Here is an 18487-nt window from a genome sequence, read left to right as displayed (position 1 = left end):
AGATGGGCCCCTCCCGGAAGCGGAACTCGCTCCGGCCCGACGTGCCGTCGAGGATGAGCTGGCCGGTCACGTCGGACGGCATCAGGTCGGGGGTGAACTGGACCCGCTTGAAGTCGAGGTCCATGGCCGCGGACAGGGCCTTGACGAGGAGCGTCTTGGCCACTCCGGGCACACCTTCGAGCAGCACGTGGCCCCGGGCCAGCAGCGCCGCGACCAGGCCGGACATGGCGCCCTCCTGGCCCACGACCACCTTGCCGACCTCGTCGCGCACCCGCAGGAGCGCGGCCCGGGGGTCGTTCGTCGGCGGTGTGACGCCGAACGACATCGTCGCCGGCGTGGTCGCGGTGGTCGCGGTCGGCGCGGTGATCGGCGGGGGTGGCGGTGGGGGCAGTGGGGCGGACTCAGGATCCGACATGTACGAAGACCTCCTTGCGGACGAAGTCAATCAGGGTGACCACGGTCAGCAGGCCCTTGTCGTCGCTGACCGGGCCGGGCCCGAGCGCGGCGGCGAGCTGCGCGTCGTCGAGCTGCGTGCGGGGGGACACCACCTCCACCAGGGTGGCGGGCGGCAGGTTGGGGGGCAGGCCGAGGCGGTTGACCAGGTCGCGGCGCAGGTCGGCCCGCAGGACGTCGGCCGCGTGCTGCGGCGACCCCGAGCGCTCCAGCAGGTTGCCGACCGCCGCCACCAGCTCCGACGCCGCCACCTTCACCGGCTGCGGCTCCGGCACCGGCCGGCCCAGGCGCCGGGCCCGCCAGACCACGTACACCAGGAACGCGATGCCGAGCTGCGCCAGCACCCGCTTGGTCCAGGTGGGCACCACCTCGATGAGCGTCTCGTCGCCGTCGCTCAGCGGCGCCAGCTCCACGTCGAGCACGGCGGCGTGGACGTCGGGCGACGGCGCCAGCAGGCCGGCGATGGCGGGGGCGTTGTCGGCCTCGTCGAGCGTGCGGTTGACCACCGTGCCCGACCCGCCGAACGCCACCACCCAACCCTGCCCCAGCGGCGACGCCACCACGTAGGCCCGGGCGCCGTTGCCGAAGCACGACTGGTCCTCACCGCCGACGGGGAAGCGCACCGCGCCGCCCCACACCGACAGCGTGTCGAGGTCCTGCTCCTCGAACGGCGGGATGTCGCACTCGCCGACGTCGACCCGCACGGGCTCCTCGCCGCTGAGGGCGTCGGGGTCTTCGGCGACCACGGAGTCGAGGCCGCCTCCGGGCGGGGCGAAGGGCGAGACCGGGTCGGTGACCACCAGCGTGCCGCCGTCGCTCACCCAACGCTCCAGGTCGCGGCGCTCGGCGGTGTCGAGCTGGTCCCACAGCAGGAGCGCGGTGTCGACGTCGTCGCCGAGCTCGCGCACCTCGATGTCGACGTCCGCGCCCAGCTCCTTCACCAGGGCGACCACGGCGCTGGTGCCGGCGTCGGTGTGCGACCGCGGGTCGAGCGGGTCCTCGCTCGACGGCCCCCCGACCAGCAGCACCCCCAGCAGCGTGAGCCCCAGGACGAGGGCACCGACGATCAGGCCCGATCGCTCCCTCACGTCGCCCTCACGTCGTCGCCCCGACGGGCTGGGCCCGGGCGTCGAGCACCTCGGTGGCGAGGGCGACGAAGCGGTCGCGCTCGGTCGGGCCCGTCGGCGCACCGCCGTACCAGGCGGTCTCGAACAGCTCGGTGGCGGCCGTGAACGACGGCAAGCCCGCCGGGTGGCGCTGGGCCACGTCGCGCACGTACTCCCCCGCCGTGCGTCCGACCAGCTCGGGGATCACCTCCCGGGCCACCAGGTCGACCACCAGCGACCGGTAGCGGCACAGCAGGCCCTCGCTCCAGCGGCCCTCGGCCTCGTGGCGCTCGGCCTCCGACAGCCAGTCACGGGCGGAGCGGTGGGCGTCGGTGGCGACGATCACGGGATCGCCCTGGTCGCGGGTGGGTCGCCCCTCGCCGAACACGCCGGAGCGGACGGCCCAGTAGACGAGGAAGACGATCAGGCCCCCGAGGAGGAACAGCACCAGCCAGGCCACCAGGGGCGCCACGCTGCCCCCGCCCAGGCCGACCAGTTCGAACAGGTCGGCGACGAACTCGCCGACGGCATCGTTGATCCGCTCCCACAGCGACTTCGGCGGGTCCCGGTACTCGGGCCTCGACAGGATCTCCTCGGCCAGGTCGCGCACGGTCCCGGGGTCCTCCCGCGGCACCGGCAGGTCGTCGAGCCAGCCGAACAGCGGTTGGAGGGCCTGGAGGGTGTGGAGCGACAACTCAGGCAGCTCCGTCGACCAGCTCACGGGCGGCGATGTCGAGGTCGAGGCCCTCGCTGCGGACGCGGAGGTCGAGGTAGAGCAGCACCGTCGCCGCCGCCACGAACGGGGTGGCGATCACCGCCGAGATGATGTTGCCCACGGCGACCAGGGCCCAGGCCACGTCGAGCCCGAACCACAGCCCCAGGAACTCGGGCAGCCCACCCAGTGCGATCGCCAGCAGGGTTTCGACGATACCTATCAGGAGGTTGATGCCGAGCACGGGCCAGAACCGCGACCCGACCAGGTTGGCCGACCGCTTCATGGCCGCGATCGGCCCGAGCCCTTCGGCACCGATCACGGGGGCCGTCACCGAGAAGAACGCCATCGCCGCCACGGTGCCGATGTAGCAGGTGAGGGCACCCGCCCCCTCGGCCAGGTGGACGAGGAGGTAGGCGGCGACGAGCGGCCACCAGCTGCGGCCGACCGCCTTGAGCAGGTGCCCGGCCGGCAGGTCGTGGCCCGCGGCCCAGGCGTCGAGCAGCTTGGCGATCGCCGCGGCGACGAACATCAGCGCCAGCGCCGGCACGATCCAGACGAGGATCGTCGCCCAGAACTCGCCGCCGCCGCTCGACTGCGAGTCGGCGACCACGGCGGGGTCGTCGAAGTTGCCCGACCACACCTCGGAGAGGCCGACGCCGCCGAGCATGTTGCGCTGCAGGTAGGCGGCGAGCAGGTTCACGGGGACGACGAACACCGCGGCGATCCCGAGGAGCCGCAGGGGGCGGGCCTTGATGATCGAGAAGGCGCCGTCGAGGATGTCGGCGACGGTCATCGGGTGCAGGCCCAGGTGGGGGATGTCGTCGGGCGCTGCCGTCGCCCCCGAGGACGGGCCGTTGGTCCCCCGAGGCGGCGCGGCGGTGCCGGTGCCGGGGATGACCGCGGCGCCGGGACCGTCGGGCTCCGGCTGCGCCCCGGGGAGCGCCGGGATGCCGGGGCCGTTGCCGGGGCCGTGCGGCGGCTGCCCGGGCGCCCCGCCCACCCCCGGTGGCGGCGGGAAGGGCGCGTCGGGAGCCGGCGCTCCCGGCACCGCCCACTGGTTGCCGCCGCCGACTTCCTCATCCATCGGCCACATCATCGTGCATGGACACGACCACGTGCGTGCCGGGGTCATTCCGCGGGCGACCCGGCCCTTTCGTGCTGCCCGACCGTGCCCCCGGTCACTCAGGGAGGTACTACGTTGGAGCGCCGTGCCACTGGTGCTCCTGAGCTGCCTCAGTCGATGAGCCAACTCCGACTCAACCCCCTCACCGGTCGGTGGGTGGCCGTTGCCGCAGACCGGGCCGCTCGTCCGTCGGACCTGATCTCGCGCCTCGAGCCGACGGTCGCCGACGCCAACCAGCCGTGCCCCTTCTGCCCCGGCAACGAGGAGGCCACGCGGCCGGCGCTGGAGACCTACGGGCGGGGCGGTGAGTGGGCCGTGCGGGTCGTGCCCAACCGCTATCCGGCGTTCGAGGGCGACGAGCCGCTGCACGTCCACAACCTGGGGCCGGTGTTCACGCAGGCCGTGGGAAGTGGCATCCACGAGGTGCTGGTGTTCACGCCCAAGCACGACGACACGTGGGCCGACCTCGACGACCGGCAGATCGCCGTCACCATGGCCGCCATCCGTGACCGGATGGAAGACCACAGCCGTCGGCCCGCCATCCGCTACACGCAGGCGATCGTCAACCACGGCCACGACGCGGGGGCCTCGCTGGAGCACCCGCACGGGCAGCTGCTGGGGATCCCGTTCGTGCCGGGCGAGATCGCCGAGGAGGAGGCCGGGTTCCGGCGCTTCGGTGGGCCGTGCGTGCTGTGCACCACGTTGGAGGCCGAGGTCGACACCAACCACCGGGTGGTCTACAGCGACGACCGGGTCGTGGTGCTGTGCCCGTTCTGGGCCGGTTCGCCGTACGAGATGCTGGTGGTGCCGGTCGACCACCAGTCGCACATCACCGCGGCGGCGCCGCGGGACGTGGCCGCCGTCGGCAAGGCGATGCGGACCGCGCTGGTGCGGCTGCGGGGCTGCGTGGGGCCGGCGTCGTACAACCTGGTGATCCACACGGCGCCGCATCGGGCCGACGAGCCGTTCCACTGGCACGTCCACATCTGGCCCCGGGTCACGAGCATGGCGGGGTTCGAGCAGGGCACGGGCGTGCTGATCAACATCCTCGCCCCCGAGCTCGCCACCCGCCACCTCTCCGTCGTCGCCTGACCCCTTTGGGCTCGACGCCGCCGGGTTGGCCCTTCTTCGCACCCTCGGCGCCGGAGGGGGTGGCGGTCGCCTTCGACCTGGCGGGTGTGGGGGCGGGTGACCACGTCGTCGACCTGGGGTGCGGCGACGGCCAGGCGCTGGTCGCGGCCTTGGGGCGGGGCGCCCGGGTGACGGGCGTGGAGTGCGACCCCGAGCTGGCCGACGTGGCCCGTGGGGTGTTGGGCGCTGCTGCCGTCGTCGAGGCCGACCTGTTCGACGGGGGGTTGTGGGCGAGGTTCGACCCGCCCGACGTGGTGTTCTGCTACCTCAGCCCGGCGACGCTGCAGCGCCTGACCCCGCAGTTGCGCTCGCTGCCGGCGGGCACCCGCCTGGTGACGGTCGACTTCCCGGTGCCCGGCCTGGTCCCCGACGCCGAGGAGGCGGCCGCCCACCTCTACTGCCTCCCGGGGCGACGTCGCCGCCCCCGCCCGTCCCGTGTCGGCTGGCCCGCCGCGGGGACGCTGTGCGTGATGCCCCCGAAGGTCACGTCGCTGACCTGCGTCGACGTGGTCCACGCCGGCGGCCCATTCACGCTGTCGCTGACCGGGGCCCTGCCGCACCACGCCTCCGCGGCCGCCGGTCTCGACTCGGGCGCCCGGGGCACGACGGTCGCCGTCGACGTCCGCTGGCAGCCCTGCGCGGCGGGGACGGTGGCCCACGGCTACGTGGCGGTCGACGGCGTCGATCCCCACCTCGTGGTGGTCCTCTTCGCCCACGACGACCAGGACCAGTGGGACCTCACCGCCGCCGGCTGCGCGGCGCTCCTGTCCCGCCTCCGCAACCGCGCTCTCCCCCCACCCCGCACCGCCTCGGACCTGCTGTCCGCCCTCACGTGACCGCTCTTTGAAGGGAACCGACCCTATTGAGGTCGTTTCCCTTCAAAGAACCTCGACCGCGATGTTGTAGGTGCGCCGACGGGAGACGCCAAGTGCGGTCGCGACGGAGGTGGCCGCGTCACGCACCGACAGGCCCTCCCCCAGCGCCGCTACGACGGCAGCCCGGATGGCGTCGTCGTCGGCCTCCGGGGGTGCGGGGGCGCCGGCGAGGACCAGGACGATCTCGCCCGGGGGCTCCCGGTCGGTGGCCCAGGCGGCGGCGCCGGCCAGGTCGCCGCGCCAGACCTCCTCGTGGAGCTTGGTGATCTCCCGGGCGACGACCACCGGGCGGTCGCCGCCGCACACCCCGACCAGGTCGGTCAGCGTCCGGGCCACCCGGTGCGGCGCCTCGTAGAGCACCACCGTCCGGTGCTCCGACGCCACCGCCGCCAGCCGCTCGCCGCGGGCCGAGCCCTTCCGGGGCAGGAACCCCTCGAACACGAAGCGGCCCGCCGGCAGGCCACTGACCACCAGCCCGGCGATCGCCGCCGACGGCCCCGGCACCACCTCGACCACGTGCCCGGCGTCGACCGCCGCCCGCACCAGCCGCTCGCCCGGGTCGGAGATGCCGGGCATGCCGCCGTCGCTGACCACCGCCACCCGCTGGCCGGCGTCGAGCAGCTTGACGACGTGGGCCGTCTGCGCCACCTCGGTGTGCTCGTTGACCACGATCAGCCGCGGCTTGGCGATGCCGGCGTGCTGCAGCAGGCGCCCGGTCCGCCGGGTGTCCTCGCAGCAGATGGCGTCGACGGCCCCGAGCACCTCGACCGCCCGCGGCGCCAGGTCGCCGAGGTTGCCGATCGGCGTCCCCACGATCACCAGAGCACCACCGGTGCCCGAGCCGCCGGGCACGCCTACTCCTTGACTTCGAGGTGGTCGCCGACCTGGAGGTTCCAGCTCTTGAAGGTGCCGGCCTCGGCCTCGACGATCGCGTGGGCCTTGAGGATCGGGCGCGCCACCCGGTGGCGTCGCATGGTGATCACCCGGAGGACCACGCCGTCGGGATCGCAGAACGCCACGTCGATCGGGAAGCGCATCCCCACCGTGTGCACCGACCGGGCCGGCTCCAGCCACAGCGCGCCAGCGATGCCGTCGCGCCCGAGCAGGCCCTTGGAGCGCGCACGACGGGTGCGCGCCAGGTCGAGGCTGGCGAGCACCTCACCCTCACGTAGGAGCCAGGGCACGGTCCACGCGGCTCATACGTTGAAGCGGAACTCGAGCACGTCGCCGTCGGCCACCTCGTACTCCTTGCCCTCGGTGCGCAGCTTGCCCACCTCGCGGGCCTTGACCCACGAGCCGAGCTCGATCAGATCCTCCCAGTAGATGGCCTCGGCGCGGATGAAGCCCCGCTCGAAGTCGGTGTGGATCACGCCGGCGCACTGGGGGGCCTTCCAGCCGGCCTTGAACGTCCACGCCCGGCTCTCCTTCTCGCCCGTGGTGAGGAACGTCCGCAGGCCGAGCAGGTGGTACGCCGCGCCCAGGAACCGCGGCATGGCCCCCTCGCCGAGGCCGAGGGCATCGAGCATCTCGACCCGCTCGTCGGCGTCGAGCTGGGCGGCCTCGGCCTCGAGCTGCACGCACATCCCGAGCACCTCGGCGTGGCCCTCCATCTCGGCCTCGACCGGCGCCACCAGCGAGGCCATGTCGTCGAGCTGGTCGTCGCCCACGTTGACCACCGCCAGCACCGGGCGGTTGGTGAGCAGGAAGTAGGGCCGCAGCAGCTCCCGCTGCTCGGCGTCGAGGGCGCTGCGGTACAGCGGGACGCCGTCGCCCAGCACGACCAGCGCGGCCTCCAGCGCCGCCACCTCGTCGGCGATGGTCCGGTCGTTCTTGGCCGCCTTGCGCCGCCGGCCCACCTGGTTCTCCACCGACTCGAGGTCGGCCAGCGTCAGCTCCAGCTCGACGACCCGCAGGTGCTCCAACGGGTCGGACGGGCCGGGCACGTCGCTGTCGACGAAGGCCCGCAGCACGTAGACCACCGCGTCGACCTCGCGGATGTTGGCCAGGAACCGGTTGCCGAGCCCCTCACCCTTGCTGGCGCCCTCGACCAGGCCCCCGATGTCGACGAACTGCACGCTGGCCGGCACCACGTTGCGGCTGGCGGACATGGCGGCCAGGGCATCGAGCCGGGGATCGAACACCTTGGCGACGCCGACGTTGGGGTCTCGCGTGGCGAACGCGTAGGGCGCCGCGAGCGCGCCGCCGCCGGCAAGCGCGTTGTACAGCGACGACTTGCCGGCATTCGGCAGTCCCACGAACCCGAAGCGTTCCATCGCCACCGAGGGTACAGACCCACTGTGACAGTGAAGGACCTGTGGGCGGCCGAGGTCGCTACGCCTCCACACTCGTAGGTCCGTTCCCGCTCGCCCCAGGGCGTAGAGGGAGTCCGCCCCCAAAACGTCAAGTGTGGGGCGGCTCTCGGAACCGCCCCACACATCCGCCTACCGACGTTCTTAGCATACAAACGTGCAATACAGACGTACGGATACGGCCTGGCGGTAAAGTCCTGCCCCATGGGCCGGGTCAGCCACCGCGATCGGTTGATCGATGGTGCGATCGATTGTCTTCAGACGAAGGGCTTCGCACGCACGACGGCGCGCGACATCGCCGCGGCCGCCGACGCCAACCTCGCCTCGATCGGGTACCACTTCGGGTCGAAGGAGGCGCTGCTCAACGAGGCGCTGATCCGCATCTTCCGGGAGCGCGACGCCTACATCGGCCAGCAGGTGCTCGAACGCAGCGACGCCACGGCGCTCGGGAGCATGACCAGCTCGTTCGTGGCCGTGCGCTCGGTGTTCGACCAGTACCGCCCGCTGCTGGTCGCCTCGATCGAGGCCATGGCCCAGGCCGAGCACTCCCCCGAGCTGCGCGAGCAGATGGCCGACTACTACCGCCAGGCCCGGGAGGGCATCGCCCACGTCATCCGGACGGGGCTCGGGCCGGCCGCCGAGGAGATGGGCACCGACCCCGAGGTGCTGGCGTCGCTCATGCTCGCCACGTTCGACGGCCTCGCCATGCAGTGGCTGCTCGACCCCAGCGCCGCGCCCAGCGGCGAGGACCTGGTGACGGCCCTGATCGAGTGGGTCACCCTCGCCGTGGACGACGCCGCCCCGTCGCCCCGGAAGCCGGCGCCGAAGCGACCGAAGGCGGCGGCGAAGGACAGGCCCTAGTCGCCGGTCGTGCCGTCGATCGTCTCCCGCAACAGGTCGGCGTGGCCGGCGTGGCGGGCGGTCTCCTCGATCATGTGGAGCAGGATCCAGCGCAGGCTGTAGTACTCGCCGCGGCGGTTGGCCTGCACCATCACCGCGTCGAGATCACCCACGGTCGTCACCGACTCCCGGCTGCGGGCGCAGGCCGCCTCGTACAGCGCCAGCAGGTCGGCCGGCGAGTCGTCGACGGCGGAGTCGAAGTCCCAGTCCGGCGTGGCATCCCAGTCGATGGACGACCACGGCGCGCCGATGTCGAGCCCCCGCAGCCGCTCCCCGAACCAGGAGTCCTCCACCAGGGCGAGGTGCTTGAGCAGCCCCGCCAACGTCAGCGTCGACGGCTCGATCCGCGCCGCCAGCTGCGCCTGCGTCAGCCCCTCGCACTTCAGCACCACGGTCGCCCGCTGGAAGTCGAGGAACTGGGTGAGGAGCGTGAGCTCGTCGCCGGTGTTGTCGGGGTCCTTCCGCTCCATGACGGGCGACCGTAGCGCCCCGGTGGTTGACTGCTCGGCGTGAAGAAGTCGATCGACTACGCCTTCGACGACCATCCCGACGACGACGAGGAGCGTCCCCGCGCCGCCTGGTCGGTGGCGGTCCTGGACGACTGCGAAGGCTGCGACGACCTCCGGGTGGAGCTCACGCTGGAGGACGAGGGCGGGTCGGGCACCGGCGTGACCGGTCACCTCGCCCCGGCGACCGCCCGACGGCTGCGGGCCGCGCTCGCAGCGGCTCTTCGTGAGGTAGGCGAGGACACGGGACCGTAGTTTGGTGGCCATGGGCCCCGTCGAAGCGCTGGATCGTGTCGTCTACCTCCTGGATCGCACGCTGGCCGAGTCGCAGAAGGTGCGGGCGTTCGCGCGCGCCCGCGACGTCGCCGAGGAGGTGGGCGTCGACGAGCTGACCCGGCGCCATGCCGAAGGAACCCTCACCGACCTGCCCGGCATCGGCCAGAGCACGGGCAAGGTGATCGCCGAGGCGCTCGACGGCGAGGTGCCCGACTACGTCGCCAAGCTCGAGGACGAGACCGTCATCCCGCTGGGCGAGGGCGCCGAGCTGCGGGCGGCGCTGAAGGGCGACTGCCACAGCCACTCCACCTGGTCCGACGGCGGGGCGTCGATCGAGAAGATGGCGCTGACCGCCCAGGCTCTGGGCCACGAGTACCTGGTGATGACCGACCACTCGCCCCGCCTCACCATCGCCCACGGCCTCACGAAGGAGCGGCTACGGGAGCAGCTGGCGGAGATCCGGGCGCTGAACGACGAGCTGGCGCCGTTCCGCATCCTCACCGGCATCGAGGTCGACATCATGCCGGACGGCTCACTCGACCAGGACGAGCAGCTGCTCGCCGAGCTCGACGTCGTGGTGGCCAGCGTCCACTCGAAGCTGCGCATGCCCCGGGAGGACATGACCCGGCGGATGGTGCTCGCCCTGGCCAGCCCGCACGTCGACATCCTCGGGCACGTGACCGGGCGCAAGGTGGTGGGGACCGGGCGGCCGCAGTCGCAGTTCGACCCGGAGATCGTGTTCGCCGCCTGCGCCCGCTTCGACGTGGCGCTGGAGATCAACTGCCGCCCCGAGCGACAGGACCCGCCCGACGACCTCCTGACCATGGCCATCGACTGGGGCCTCAACTTCTCCATCGACACCGACGCCCACGCCCCCGGCCAGCTCGAGTGGCAGAATTACGGCTGCGACAAGGCCGCCAAGCACAACATCCCGACCGACCGCATCGTCAACACCCAACCGGCGATGGACCTGGTCGCCTGGGCCGGCTCCAACCCGGTCTGACTTCTAGAACGTGCGCGGATAGGTCCGCCTCGTCTCGGGTTGCGGTGCTGCGTCGCCGGGAGGCCTCGCTGTGGAGCTGGGTCTCGGCCACCAAGTCGCGGACTCTTGGGCTGTGCCGAACCCCCTATCCGCTCGGCCTCTCTAGGGCGGCGGGTCGCGGGTGAGGAGGTCGTGTCGCTCCGACTCGACCGCGGCGAGGCGCGCCCGGGTCGTCGCGGCGGCGTGCTCCAGTCGGGCGTGGGCCTGCGCCAGCATCCCGAGGCAGCCGGCGACGTTGCGCTGCGCCTCCTGGATCCGGCTGCGGACCGACCAGTCCGTGAACACGTTGTCGAACCACACGTCGAGGAACCGGGTCAGGCCGTCGAAGCCCAGCCGAGGGGCGGTGAGGCCGGCTCCCCCGACGTCGGCGAGCTCGGTCCGCAGCACGGCCAGGCACCGGTCGGCGTGGGCGGCGGCCGCGGCCGCGTCGTCCAGCCGGTCGTGCTTGATGGCGCTGCTGATGAAGCCCCCGCCGAAGAACGTGTCGTAGGTCGACCAGCTGGACGCGCTGCCGAGCTGGTCCCGGACGATCGTCAGCGCGTGGCGGGCGGTGAGGGCGGCCTCCAACGCCTCGTGGAGCTCGTTGACCTCGCCGGTCAGGCGGCCCCGCTCGTCGGCCAGGTCGAGGATCCGCGGCGCTCTCGGGTCCCCGGAGCTCCGCAGGTGCCGGTCCTTCTCGTCGAGCACCGCGGCGTAGGCCTCCGGCGCTCCGGAGAGCTCCCACAGCCGGGTGCGCGCCGCCTCGTACTCGCGTTGCAGCGCGGCGAGCCTCCACGTCGCGTCGTTCACCCGCAACGCCGCGGCGGCGGCCTGCGCCTGCTCCTGGGCCAGCCGGTCCTCACGGGCGCCGCGCAGGGCGGCGAGCACCCGGGTCAGCGAGATGCCCTCCAGGCGCCCGACGTCGTCGACCTCCGCGGCGTGCTCGGCCCGTAGGCCGGTCAGCCAGTGGTTGAGCTCGTCGAGCCAACGTTCCAGCTCCTCACACCGCTGCGCCGTGAGCTCCCGCTCCCGCACCGCCTCCGCCGCGGCCGCCAGCCGCGCCTCCAGTTCGCCCGCCATACCGCCATTCGATCACGAGTCGTCTGTGGTCGGAGCCGCGGGGCCGAGGCCGCTGGGCACAAAGGGGGGTGGCCGGCAGTAGCCTCCGATCGCCATGCTCGACCACGTGTTCACGGACGCCATCGGGGCCCTGCGGGACTCGTTGGAACAGGCGATGCTGGAGCGCCAGGCGTTCGAGGAGCGCTTCCAGGCGGACGTGCTGCTGGGTGACCTCACGTGGGAGACGTCGTACAGCCTGCCCGGCGAGGGCCTCCCACCCCGGGTGCAGGCCGACCTCACCCTCGACTGGCCCACCTGGGCGCAGACCGCCTACCGCTCCTGGTACATCGGCGAGCCCTACACCGACCCGCCCCGCATCGACATCGAGCTGGTCCTGCGGGTGCAGCGGCTGGCCGAGGCCCCGGACCCGGAGAAGCTGCTGTCGGTGCTGCCGTCGTCGAGCGCGGCGATCGGCACCGACCGCCTCGAGCGCTCCGGGCCCACCATCGAGACGGTGTTCTCGAGCGACCTGACGTCGCGGGAGTACGCCATCGAGGTGTCGTACGAGGGCTCCTACGAGCTCGACGACGCCACGCTGGCCGACGGATCGACGCTCGACGACCACCTCAGCGCCATGGGGGGTTGGATCGCGGCGACGCTGGTGCGACTGGGCGACCTGAACCTCCCCTTCCTGCCGCCCGTCGACGACGACCAGTAACCCCAGGTCCTTGACCTTTCGGGGTCCCGGCGGAATCCTTCGCGCGCCCCGTCCCCCTCAGCTCACGGAGAGGAACCCCCTGTGGTCTGGCGCGTCGCCTTCGTCCTGCTCGCCGTTCTGGTCGCCGCATCGGCGACCACCCGCGCCACCCCGCCCGCCGAGGCCGCGCCCGCGGCGGCCCTGCTGCCGCACACCCGCAGCTACTACGTCGCCTCCGCCAGCCACGACGCCGCCACCAAGCTGGGCTGCGACAACGGCGACACGCAGGGCCGCCTGACCCTCTTCTTCGGGGCGCCGATCGACACCCAGGGCCAGTTCGGCGCCACCCTCTGGGGCGGCTCCGACCGCACCGTCCGCCAGGCCGGCGTGCTGGTGCAGGACTTCATCCGCGGGTACGCCTGGTGCCGCCAGTCGCCCAACCAGCAGGTGATCGTGGGGATGGGCACCAGCAACAGCACCATCGACCGGCGCAACGACGTGTGGGCCACGGGCCACGGCGTCGAGTGGGCCAAGGTCGTGCGCGACATCAACGGCTGGGCCGCCACCTACTACCCGGGCGTGGCGCAGGTGGACGGCGCCTGGGACGTCGAGCCGTCGTGGTCGGCGTACCCCAAGGCCGAGGCGTGGATGAGGGGCTACGACAGCGTGCCGGGGCGTCGGGGCGTCCACGCCAACTTCTCCGCCGACGGCTGCCCCCGCGACACCGCCGGCGGCGGCGCCTGCAACAACGGCTGGAACCAGCACCAGCTGTGGCGGCTGTCCTGGCAGTACGACCCGGCGCTGCCGATGCCGCAGATCTACGCCACCAGCGGCGTCAACGCCCGGCAGTGGCAGAAGATCGACGAGTACGGCGCCCGCACCCAGAACGACGGGATGACGTTCTTCGGGGCGATGTCGCAACGCGGGGCGTGCCTGCAGGTGGGCGGGTGCGCCCAGGTCGACAACGGCCCGCTGGAGGCCGGGAACTTCCTGCTCCGGTACCTCAACGGCAGCCCGCTCACCCGGCAGGCCAACCTGGAGACCACCACCGACATGCACTGGCAGCGCTGACGTGCCCCGCTACCTCTACGCCTGCGCCCTGGGCGCCGCCATGACCGGCCTCGGCCTGCTCACCCTGTTCCCCGACGACACCTCGGAGGCGACGAGCGACACGGCCTCGGCCTCGGCCGCGAGCAGCGGCGTCGCCGTGCTGCAGGGCGAGATCGACGCCATGACGGCGTCGGGCCTGCCGGCCGACCACCCGAAGGTGGCGATGCTGCAGGAGGACCTGGCGTCGTTCGAGCGGGGCGTGGGGGCGGCGGCGCCGGTCGACCCGGGGATCGACCAGGTGGCGGGCCGGATCGCCGCCGCCACCCGTGCGACGGGTGCCGAGGAGGCCGGCCTCGACAACGGCCGGGTCGACTGCGAGCCCCTGCCGGGCCTCCTCACCGCCGCCGACGTCGCCGGCGCCGAGTGCAGCAGCCTGGTCCAACCCGACGGCAGCAACCTCTACGTCGCCGAGCACCCCGACGGCACCCGCATCGCCGTCCGCTTCTCGCCCGACGGGTCCTTGACCGTCACACCCAGTCCGTAGGGTGTCGCCCATGCTCGACGAACAGATCACCAAGCTCGCGCAGGGCCAGAACTACGCCGCCGTCACCACCCTCCTCAGCGACGGCACCCCGCAGACCAAACCCCTCTGGGTCGACACCGACGGCGAGCACATCCTCATCAACACCGAGGTGCACCGGCGCGGCTTCAAGAACCTCCAGCGCGACCCCCGGGTCACGGTGGCGATCATCGACCACGAGAACCCCTACAAGTACGTCGAGGTGCGGGGACACGTCGTGGAGACCGTGACCGGCCCCGAGGCCCGCGCCCACATCGACCAGCTCTCCCAGCGGTACCTCGGCCAGGACTACGGCGGAAAGATCGAGACCGAGCGCGTCATCGTCAAGGTCGCCCCCGACTACCAGTTCGTCCGGTAGCCGCAGCCCCAAAGGCGGGCGGGCTGCGTCAGCGGTCGAGGACGTCGACGAGTTGGGACAGGGAGAGGCCCGGGCGGGCGCCCATGTGGCCGAGGACGGCGGAGGCGGCGATGGAACCGAGGCGGCCCGACTCCGGCAGCGAGCGGCCCTGGGTGTAGCCGTAGAGGAACCCGGCGGCGTAGAGGTCGCCGGCGCCGGTGGTGTCGATCAGCTCGACGGGCTCGGCAGGGATCTTGTGGGTCTCGTCGCCCGACACCACGATCGAGCCCTCGGGACCGCAGGTGATGCAGCCGATCTCCACGTTCTCCCGGGCCCGCTCGACGGCGGTCGGGATGTCGTCGCACTGCCACAGCGCCATCGCCTCGGCGTCGTTGGCGAAGAGGATGTCCACCCGATCGCGCACCAGCGGCAGCCAGTCGTCGCGGTGGCGCTCGACGCAGAAGAGGTCCGACAGCGTGAGGGCCACCTTGCGGCCGGCGCCGTGGGCGATGTCGGAGGCGGCCCGGTAGGCGTCCTTCGACTCGGGCCGGTCGAAGAGGTACCCCTCCAGGAACGTGACCTTGGCGCTCGACACCATCTCGGCGTCGATGTCGGACGTGCAGAAGAACGACGCCGCACCCAGGTAGGTGTTCATGGTCCGGTGGGCGTCGGGGGTGACGATGATCATGCAGCGGCCCGTGCGGGGCCCCTCGGTGGCGGGCTTCGCCCGGAAGGTCACCCCGAGCGACTGCAGGTCGTGGGCGAAGGCAGCGCCCAGCCCGTCGTCGAACACCCGGCCCAGGAACGCGGCCCGCCCGCCGAAGCTCGCCACGCCGGCGATGGTGTTGGCCGCCGAGCCGCCCGACATCTCCAGGCTCGGCCCGAGGGCGCCGTAGATCGCTTCGGACCGGTCGGCGTCGATCAGCTCCATCTTCGACTTGGTCATGTCCCAGCGGGCCAGGAACGCGTCGTCGTGGTGGGCGAGAACGTCGACGAGGGCATTGCCGATGCCGACGACGTCGAAGGACAGCTGTTCCGTCACCCGGGGCACGTTACTGGCCGGTACAAAGCTCGTCTCACCCGACTCCACACTTCGGTGCCGGGCCGTCCGGGACCCGTTGTAGCGTTCCGACGTGGCCGACCTCATCGACGAGAACCCGTACCGCCTGCCCCGCACGATCGTCCCGAGCCGCTACGAGCTGGTCCTCGAACCCGATCTGCCGGCGGCGGCGTTCGCCGGGACCGTCGCCGTCGCGGTCGAGGTGGTCGAGCCGACCGACACGGTGGTCCTCAACGCCATCGAGCTGGAGCTGGACGAGGCCGCGGTCGAGCTGCCCGACGGCCGCCGGCTGGAGGCCCGGGTCGAGCTGGACGAGAAGGCCGAGCGGGCCACGCTCCTGCTGGACGAGGAGATCCCTGCCGGCCCCGCCACCGTCCACATCGCCTTCCGGGGCATCCTCAACGACAAGCTCCACGGCTTCTACCGGTCGACGTTCAAGGACGACGACGGCAACGAGCTCGTCCTCGCCACCACCCAGATGGAGGCCACCGACGCCCGCCGGGCCTTCCCGTGCTGGGACGAGCCCGACTTCAAGGCCGTCTTCGGGGTCACCCTGGTGGTCGACGAGGACCTGCTGGCCATCTCCAACGCCGCCGAGGTCGGCCGGGAGCCCCACGACCGCGGCCGGGTGGCGGTCCGCTTCGCCGACACCATGTCGATGTCGACGTACCTCGTCGCCTTCGTGGTCGGGCCGCTGGAGGCCACCGCGGCGGTCGACGCCGACGGCACCCCGCTTCGGGTCGTCCACCCGCCCGGCAAGGGCGCCCTCACGCCGTTCGCCCTCGAGGTCGGCGCCTTCTGCCTGCGCTACTTCACCGAGTGGTTCGACATCGACTACCAGGGCGACAAGCTCGACCTGGTGGCCATCCCCGACTTCGCGTTCGGCGCCATGGAGAACCTCGGCTGCGTCACGTTCCGGGAGCGGCTCCTGCTGATCGACCCGGCCACCGCCACCCAGGCCGAGCGCCAGGCCGTGGTCGACGTGATCGCCCACGAGATCGCCCACATGTGGTTCGGCGACCTGGTGACGATGAAGTGGTGGAACGGCATCTGGCTCAACGAGGCCTTCGCCACGTTCATGGAGATGAAGGCCACCGACGCCTTCCGCCCCGACTGGCAGCGGTGGGTCGACTTCGGCCTCTCCCGCTCGGTGGCGTTCGACACCGACACCCTGCTCACCACCCGCCCCATCGAGTTCCCGGTGGTCTCCCCGGAGGAGGCGGAGGGCATGTTCGACGTGCTCACCTACGAGAAGGGCGCGTCGGTGGTCCGCATGCTGGAGCAGTACCTGGGCGAGGAGCGGTTCCGGGCCGGGCTGCGCCGCTACATGGCCCGCCACCAGTTCGGCAACACCGAGACCACCGACCTGTGGGACGCCCTCGAGGAGGAGACCGGCGAGCCGGTGCGCCGCATCGCCGACACGTGGATCTTCCAGGGCGGCTACCCCGAGGTGGCGGTGTCGCTCGAAGGTGACACCCTGTCGCTGACCCAGCGGCGCTTCACCTACACCCCGGCCACCGAGGACCAGCAGTGGGCGGTCCCGGTGGTCGTCGGCACCGGCGCCGGCGGCGACCCCGTGAAGGTGCTGCTCGACGGCGACAGCGACCGGGTGGAGCTGCCCGGCGGCGTCGAGTGGGTGAACGCCAACCTGGGCGCCAACGGCTTCTACCGGGTCCGCTACAGCGACGAGCTGCGCGACCGCCTGGTCGAGCGCCGCGACGAGCTGACCGCGCTGGAGCGCTTCGTCCTGGTGGACGACACCTGGGCGGCCGTGCTGGCCGGCACCGTCGACGCCGGGTCGTTCCTGCGCCTGGCCGAGAGCTTCACCGACGAGACCGACCTGTCGGTGTGGGAGCGCCTCACCGCTGGGCTGAGCTCCCTGGAGCGGGTGCTCGACGGCGAGGCCCGCGCGGCGTTCTCGGCCCGGGTCCGGGCCCTGGTCACGCCGGCGCTGGAGCGGCTCGGCCCCGACGTCCGCCCCGACGACGACGACCGCTCCCGCACCCTCCGCGGCGTCCTCACCAGCACCGCGGCCCTGGTCGGTGACGACGAAGCCGCCATCGCCCGCTGCCGCGAGCGCCTCGACGCCTACCTGACCGACCCCGGGTCGGTGGAGGCCAGCCTGGCTGCCGCGGCCCTGGCGGTGGGCGCCACCCTGGGCGACGCCGCCCTGTACGACCGCCTGCTCGAGGGCTACCGCGCCGCCGACAACCCGCAGGACCGCGAGCGCCTCATGTACGCCCTGGCCCGCTTCCGCGACCCCGCGCTCCTCGGCCGCACACTGGCGCTCAGCCTCACCGCCGAGGTCCGCAGCCAGGACGCCCCCTACCTGCTGCGCGACACCATCACCAACCGCGACAGCGGAGCCGCGGCCTGGGCGTTCGTCACCAGCCACTGGAGCGAGGTGAACGAGCGCTTCCCCAGCAACAGCATCGCCCGGCTGCTGTCGGGGGTCCGCTCGCTGCGCGAGGCCAGCGCGGCCCGCCACGCCGAGTCGTTCCTGGCCGAGCACCCGGTGCCCCAGGGCGAGCAGCAGGTGCGCCAGCACATCGAGCGCATGTGGGTCACGGTCGCCCTGGCCGAACGCGCCCCCGCCGAAATTGCGTGACAGGCGGCCCTCTGGCGATCACCAGCCACGCAATTTCGGTCGGTCACACCAGCGACACGACCAGCGCCACCTGGGCCAGGTGGTAGGTGACGATGATGGCGAGCGGCGCCCACGGGAAGTCGCGGACGAACCGCGTCCAGCCGATCAGGGCGTCGGACACGTAGAACAGCAGGGCGCCGACGACCGCCACCACGTCGCCCGTCCCGACCGCCACCACGAGCATCAGCGAGATCACGCCCATGTAGGCCATCACCGGCACGGCCAGGTCGGGCGTCTTCTCCTGTGCCGCGTTCACGATCCGCAGGCCGACGAGCCCCACCGCCGCGCCCGCCACCACCAGGCCGCCGACCAGCTGCACCACCCCGAGGTCGTCCTGCAGGAACCCCAGCACGTACGCCAGGTGGGCCATCAGGAACGACCCCAGCCCGAAGACGAACAGGTCGCGGTCCTTCAGCATCAGGAACACGTCGCCGGCCAGCGAGAACACCAGCGCCGCCACGAACCAGGTCCGCATGGCGTCGCTCTCGGGATCCAGCGCCAGGGCGGCACCGATCAGCACCACCACCGTCAGCGGCTTGCACAGGTACTCGAGCTGCTGGTCCTTGTCGACGACGGAGATCCAGTCGACCACCGCGGCCACCAGCGCCAGCCCGACCAGCAGATAGGCACCCGTCGTCACGT

21 protein-coding genes are annotated in these 18487 nt (G+C 72.4%); 10 read left to right on the top strand and 11 right to left on the bottom strand.

Features of this window, described 5'->3' with window-relative positions; all coding sequences use genetic code 11:
- The 4 genes from VK611_30900 to VK611_30885 all read right to left on the bottom strand — a co-directional run.
- Positions 1–415, bottom strand: a 415-nt coding sequence (locus VK611_30900) for an AAA family ATPase (GenBank protein HMG45779.1), incomplete at its 3' end; no start/stop codon positions are given.
- Positions 402–1541, bottom strand: coding sequence for a DUF4350 domain-containing protein (locus VK611_30895; protein HMG45778.1), 1140 nt, complete (start codon positions 1539–1541; stop codon positions 402–404). The genes VK611_30900 and VK611_30895, both read right to left, overlap by 14 nt.
- A 7-nt stretch (positions 1542–1548) precedes the next feature.
- Entirely contained in the window at positions 1549–2280 is a 732-nt protein-coding gene (locus VK611_30890; GenBank protein HMG45777.1) for a DUF4129 domain-containing protein, read from the bottom strand.
- Positions 2255–3358, bottom strand: a complete 1104-nt coding sequence (locus VK611_30885) for a hypothetical protein (GenBank protein HMG45776.1) — start codon at positions 3356–3358, stop codon at positions 2255–2257. The genes VK611_30890 and VK611_30885 overlap by 26 nt, the downstream gene beginning before the upstream one ends.
- A 156-nt stretch (positions 3359–3514) precedes the next feature.
- On the opposite strand from VK611_30885, the gene galT reads away from it, so the two are divergent.
- Both galT and VK611_30875 read left to right on the top strand, forming a co-directional pair.
- A complete protein-coding gene (gene galT / locus VK611_30880; protein ID HMG45775.1) occupies positions 3515–4489 on the top strand; it encodes a galactose-1-phosphate uridylyltransferase in 975 nt (324 codons plus the stop codon).
- 5 nt (positions 4490–4494) lie between these two features.
- Positions 4495–5364, top strand: coding sequence for a methyltransferase domain-containing protein (locus tag VK611_30875; protein HMG45774.1), 870 nt, complete (start codon positions 4495–4497; stop codon positions 5362–5364).
- Between the two features lie 42 nt (positions 5365–5406).
- Here VK611_30875 and rsmI read toward each other — a convergent pair whose 3' ends face one another.
- From rsmI to ychF, 3 genes are read right to left on the bottom strand one after another with little or no spacing between them, the layout of a single operon-like run.
- Positions 5407–6255: a 16S rRNA (cytidine(1402)-2'-O)-methyltransferase gene (gene rsmI, locus VK611_30870; protein ID HMG45773.1), complete on the bottom strand. Its 849-nt coding sequence runs from the start codon at positions 6253–6255 to the stop codon at positions 5407–5409.
- Positions 6256–6257: 2 nt separating this feature from the next.
- On the bottom strand, positions 6258–6587 hold the full coding sequence (locus VK611_30865; GenBank protein HMG45772.1) for a DUF192 domain-containing protein: 330 nt from the start codon (positions 6585–6587) through the stop codon (positions 6258–6260).
- Between the two features lie 12 nt (positions 6588–6599).
- Complete coding sequence (gene ychF / locus VK611_30860; protein ID HMG45771.1) at positions 6600–7676, bottom strand: redox-regulated ATPase YchF; 1077 nt, start codon at positions 7674–7676, stop codon at positions 6600–6602.
- A gap of 240 nt (positions 7677–7916) precedes the next feature.
- On the opposite strand from ychF, the gene VK611_30855 reads away from it, so the two are divergent.
- Entirely contained in the window at positions 7917–8573 is a 657-nt protein-coding gene (locus VK611_30855) for a TetR family transcriptional regulator C-terminal domain-containing protein (GenBank protein HMG45770.1), read from the top strand.
- Here VK611_30855 and VK611_30850 read toward each other — a convergent pair.
- Complete coding sequence (locus tag VK611_30850; GenBank protein HMG45769.1) at positions 8570–9082, bottom strand: DinB family protein; 513 nt, start codon at positions 9080–9082, stop codon at positions 8570–8572. The genes VK611_30855 and VK611_30850 overlap by 4 nt on opposite strands.
- A 39-nt stretch (positions 9083–9121) precedes the next feature.
- Between VK611_30850 and VK611_30845 the strand changes: the two genes are divergently transcribed.
- Together VK611_30845 and VK611_30840 are read left to right on the top strand one after the other, a co-directional pair.
- The gene (locus VK611_30845) at positions 9122–9373 is read left to right on the top strand and encodes a hypothetical protein (GenBank protein ID HMG45768.1); all 252 of its coding nucleotides are present in this window, start codon (positions 9122–9124) and stop codon (positions 9371–9373) included.
- 10 nt (positions 9374–9383) lie between these two features.
- Complete coding sequence (locus VK611_30840) at positions 9384–10397, top strand: PHP domain-containing protein (protein HMG45767.1); 1014 nt, start codon at positions 9384–9386, stop codon at positions 10395–10397.
- 141 nt (positions 10398–10538) lie between these two features.
- Here the strand turns inward: VK611_30840 and VK611_30835 are convergent, their stop codons facing one another.
- Entirely contained in the window at positions 10539–11495 is a 957-nt protein-coding gene (locus tag VK611_30835; GenBank protein HMG45766.1) for a hypothetical protein, read from the bottom strand.
- 94 nt (positions 11496–11589) lie between these two features.
- Here VK611_30835 and VK611_30830 point away from each other — a divergent pair, with 94 nt between their 5' ends.
- From VK611_30830 to VK611_30815, 4 genes are all read left to right on the top strand, one after another.
- Positions 11590–12192 (top strand): hypothetical protein, encoded by a 603-nt coding sequence (locus VK611_30830; protein HMG45765.1) that lies wholly within the window; start codon positions 11590–11592, stop codon positions 12190–12192.
- A gap of 81 nt (positions 12193–12273) precedes the next feature.
- Positions 12274–13242, top strand: a complete 969-nt coding sequence (locus VK611_30825; GenBank protein HMG45764.1) for a hypothetical protein — start codon at positions 12274–12276, stop codon at positions 13240–13242.
- Between the two features lies 1 nt (position 13243).
- Positions 13244–13765, top strand: coding sequence for a hypothetical protein (locus VK611_30820; protein HMG45763.1), 522 nt, complete (start codon positions 13244–13246; stop codon positions 13763–13765).
- Between the two features lie 10 nt (positions 13766–13775).
- A complete protein-coding gene (locus tag VK611_30815) occupies positions 13776–14159 on the top strand; it encodes a TIGR03618 family F420-dependent PPOX class oxidoreductase (protein ID HMG45762.1) in 384 nt (127 codons plus the stop codon).
- Between the two features lie 28 nt (positions 14160–14187).
- On the opposite strand, the gene VK611_30810 is transcribed toward VK611_30815, so the two are convergent.
- Entirely contained in the window at positions 14188–15180 is a 993-nt protein-coding gene (locus tag VK611_30810) for an adenosine kinase (GenBank protein HMG45761.1), read from the bottom strand.
- 91 nt (positions 15181–15271) lie between these two features.
- On the opposite strand from VK611_30810, the gene VK611_30805 reads away from it, so the two are divergent.
- Positions 15272–17806, top strand: a complete 2535-nt coding sequence (locus VK611_30805) for a M1 family metallopeptidase (protein ID HMG45760.1) — start codon at positions 15272–15274, stop codon at positions 17804–17806.
- Positions 17807–17849: 43 nt separating this feature from the next.
- On the opposite strand, the gene VK611_30800 is transcribed toward VK611_30805, so the two are convergent.
- Positions 17850–18485 (bottom strand): lysoplasmalogenase, encoded by a 636-nt coding sequence (locus tag VK611_30800; GenBank protein ID HMG45759.1) that lies wholly within the window; start codon positions 18483–18485, stop codon positions 17850–17852.
- Positions 18486–18487: the final 2 nt, after the last annotated feature.

This window comes from Acidimicrobiales bacterium, from assembly GCA_035316325.1.
Taxonomy (GTDB): domain Bacteria; phylum Actinomycetota; class Acidimicrobiia; order Acidimicrobiales; family VFJN01; genus DASXTK01.
The sequence above is the reverse complement of the archived record's forward strand: the minus strand, read 5'-3'. Positions and strand labels throughout refer to the sequence as shown.

What these genes read in the sequence shown, in the direction of transcription:
- VK611_30855 (HMG45770.1), top strand. Translation starts at nt 7,917, where the DNA reads ATGGGCCGGGTCAGCCACCGCGATCGGTTGATCGATGGTGCGATCGAT.
- VK611_30885 (HMG45776.1), bottom strand. Translation starts at nt 3,358, where the DNA reads ATGGATGAGGAAGTCGGCGGCGGCAACCAGTGGGCGGTGCCGGGAGCG.
- VK611_30840 (HMG45767.1), top strand. Translation starts at nt 9,384, where the DNA reads ATGGGCCCCGTCGAAGCGCTGGATCGTGTCGTCTACCTCCTGGATCGC.
- VK611_30815 (HMG45762.1), top strand. Translation starts at nt 13,776, where the DNA reads ATGCTCGACGAACAGATCACCAAGCTCGCGCAGGGCCAGAACTACGCC.
- ychF (HMG45771.1), bottom strand. Translation starts at nt 7,676, where the DNA reads ATGGAACGCTTCGGGTTCGTGGGACTGCCGAATGCCGGCAAGTCGTCG.
- VK611_30850 (HMG45769.1), bottom strand. Translation starts at nt 9,082, where the DNA reads ATGGAGCGGAAGGACCCCGACAACACCGGCGACGAGCTCACGCTCCTC.
- VK611_30835 (HMG45766.1), bottom strand. Translation starts at nt 11,495, where the DNA reads ATGGCGGGCGAACTGGAGGCGCGGCTGGCGGCCGCGGCGGAGGCGGTG.
- galT (HMG45775.1), top strand. Translation starts at nt 3,515, where the DNA reads ATGAGCCAACTCCGACTCAACCCCCTCACCGGTCGGTGGGTGGCCGTT.
- VK611_30830 (HMG45765.1), top strand. Translation starts at nt 11,590, where the DNA reads ATGCTCGACCACGTGTTCACGGACGCCATCGGGGCCCTGCGGGACTCG.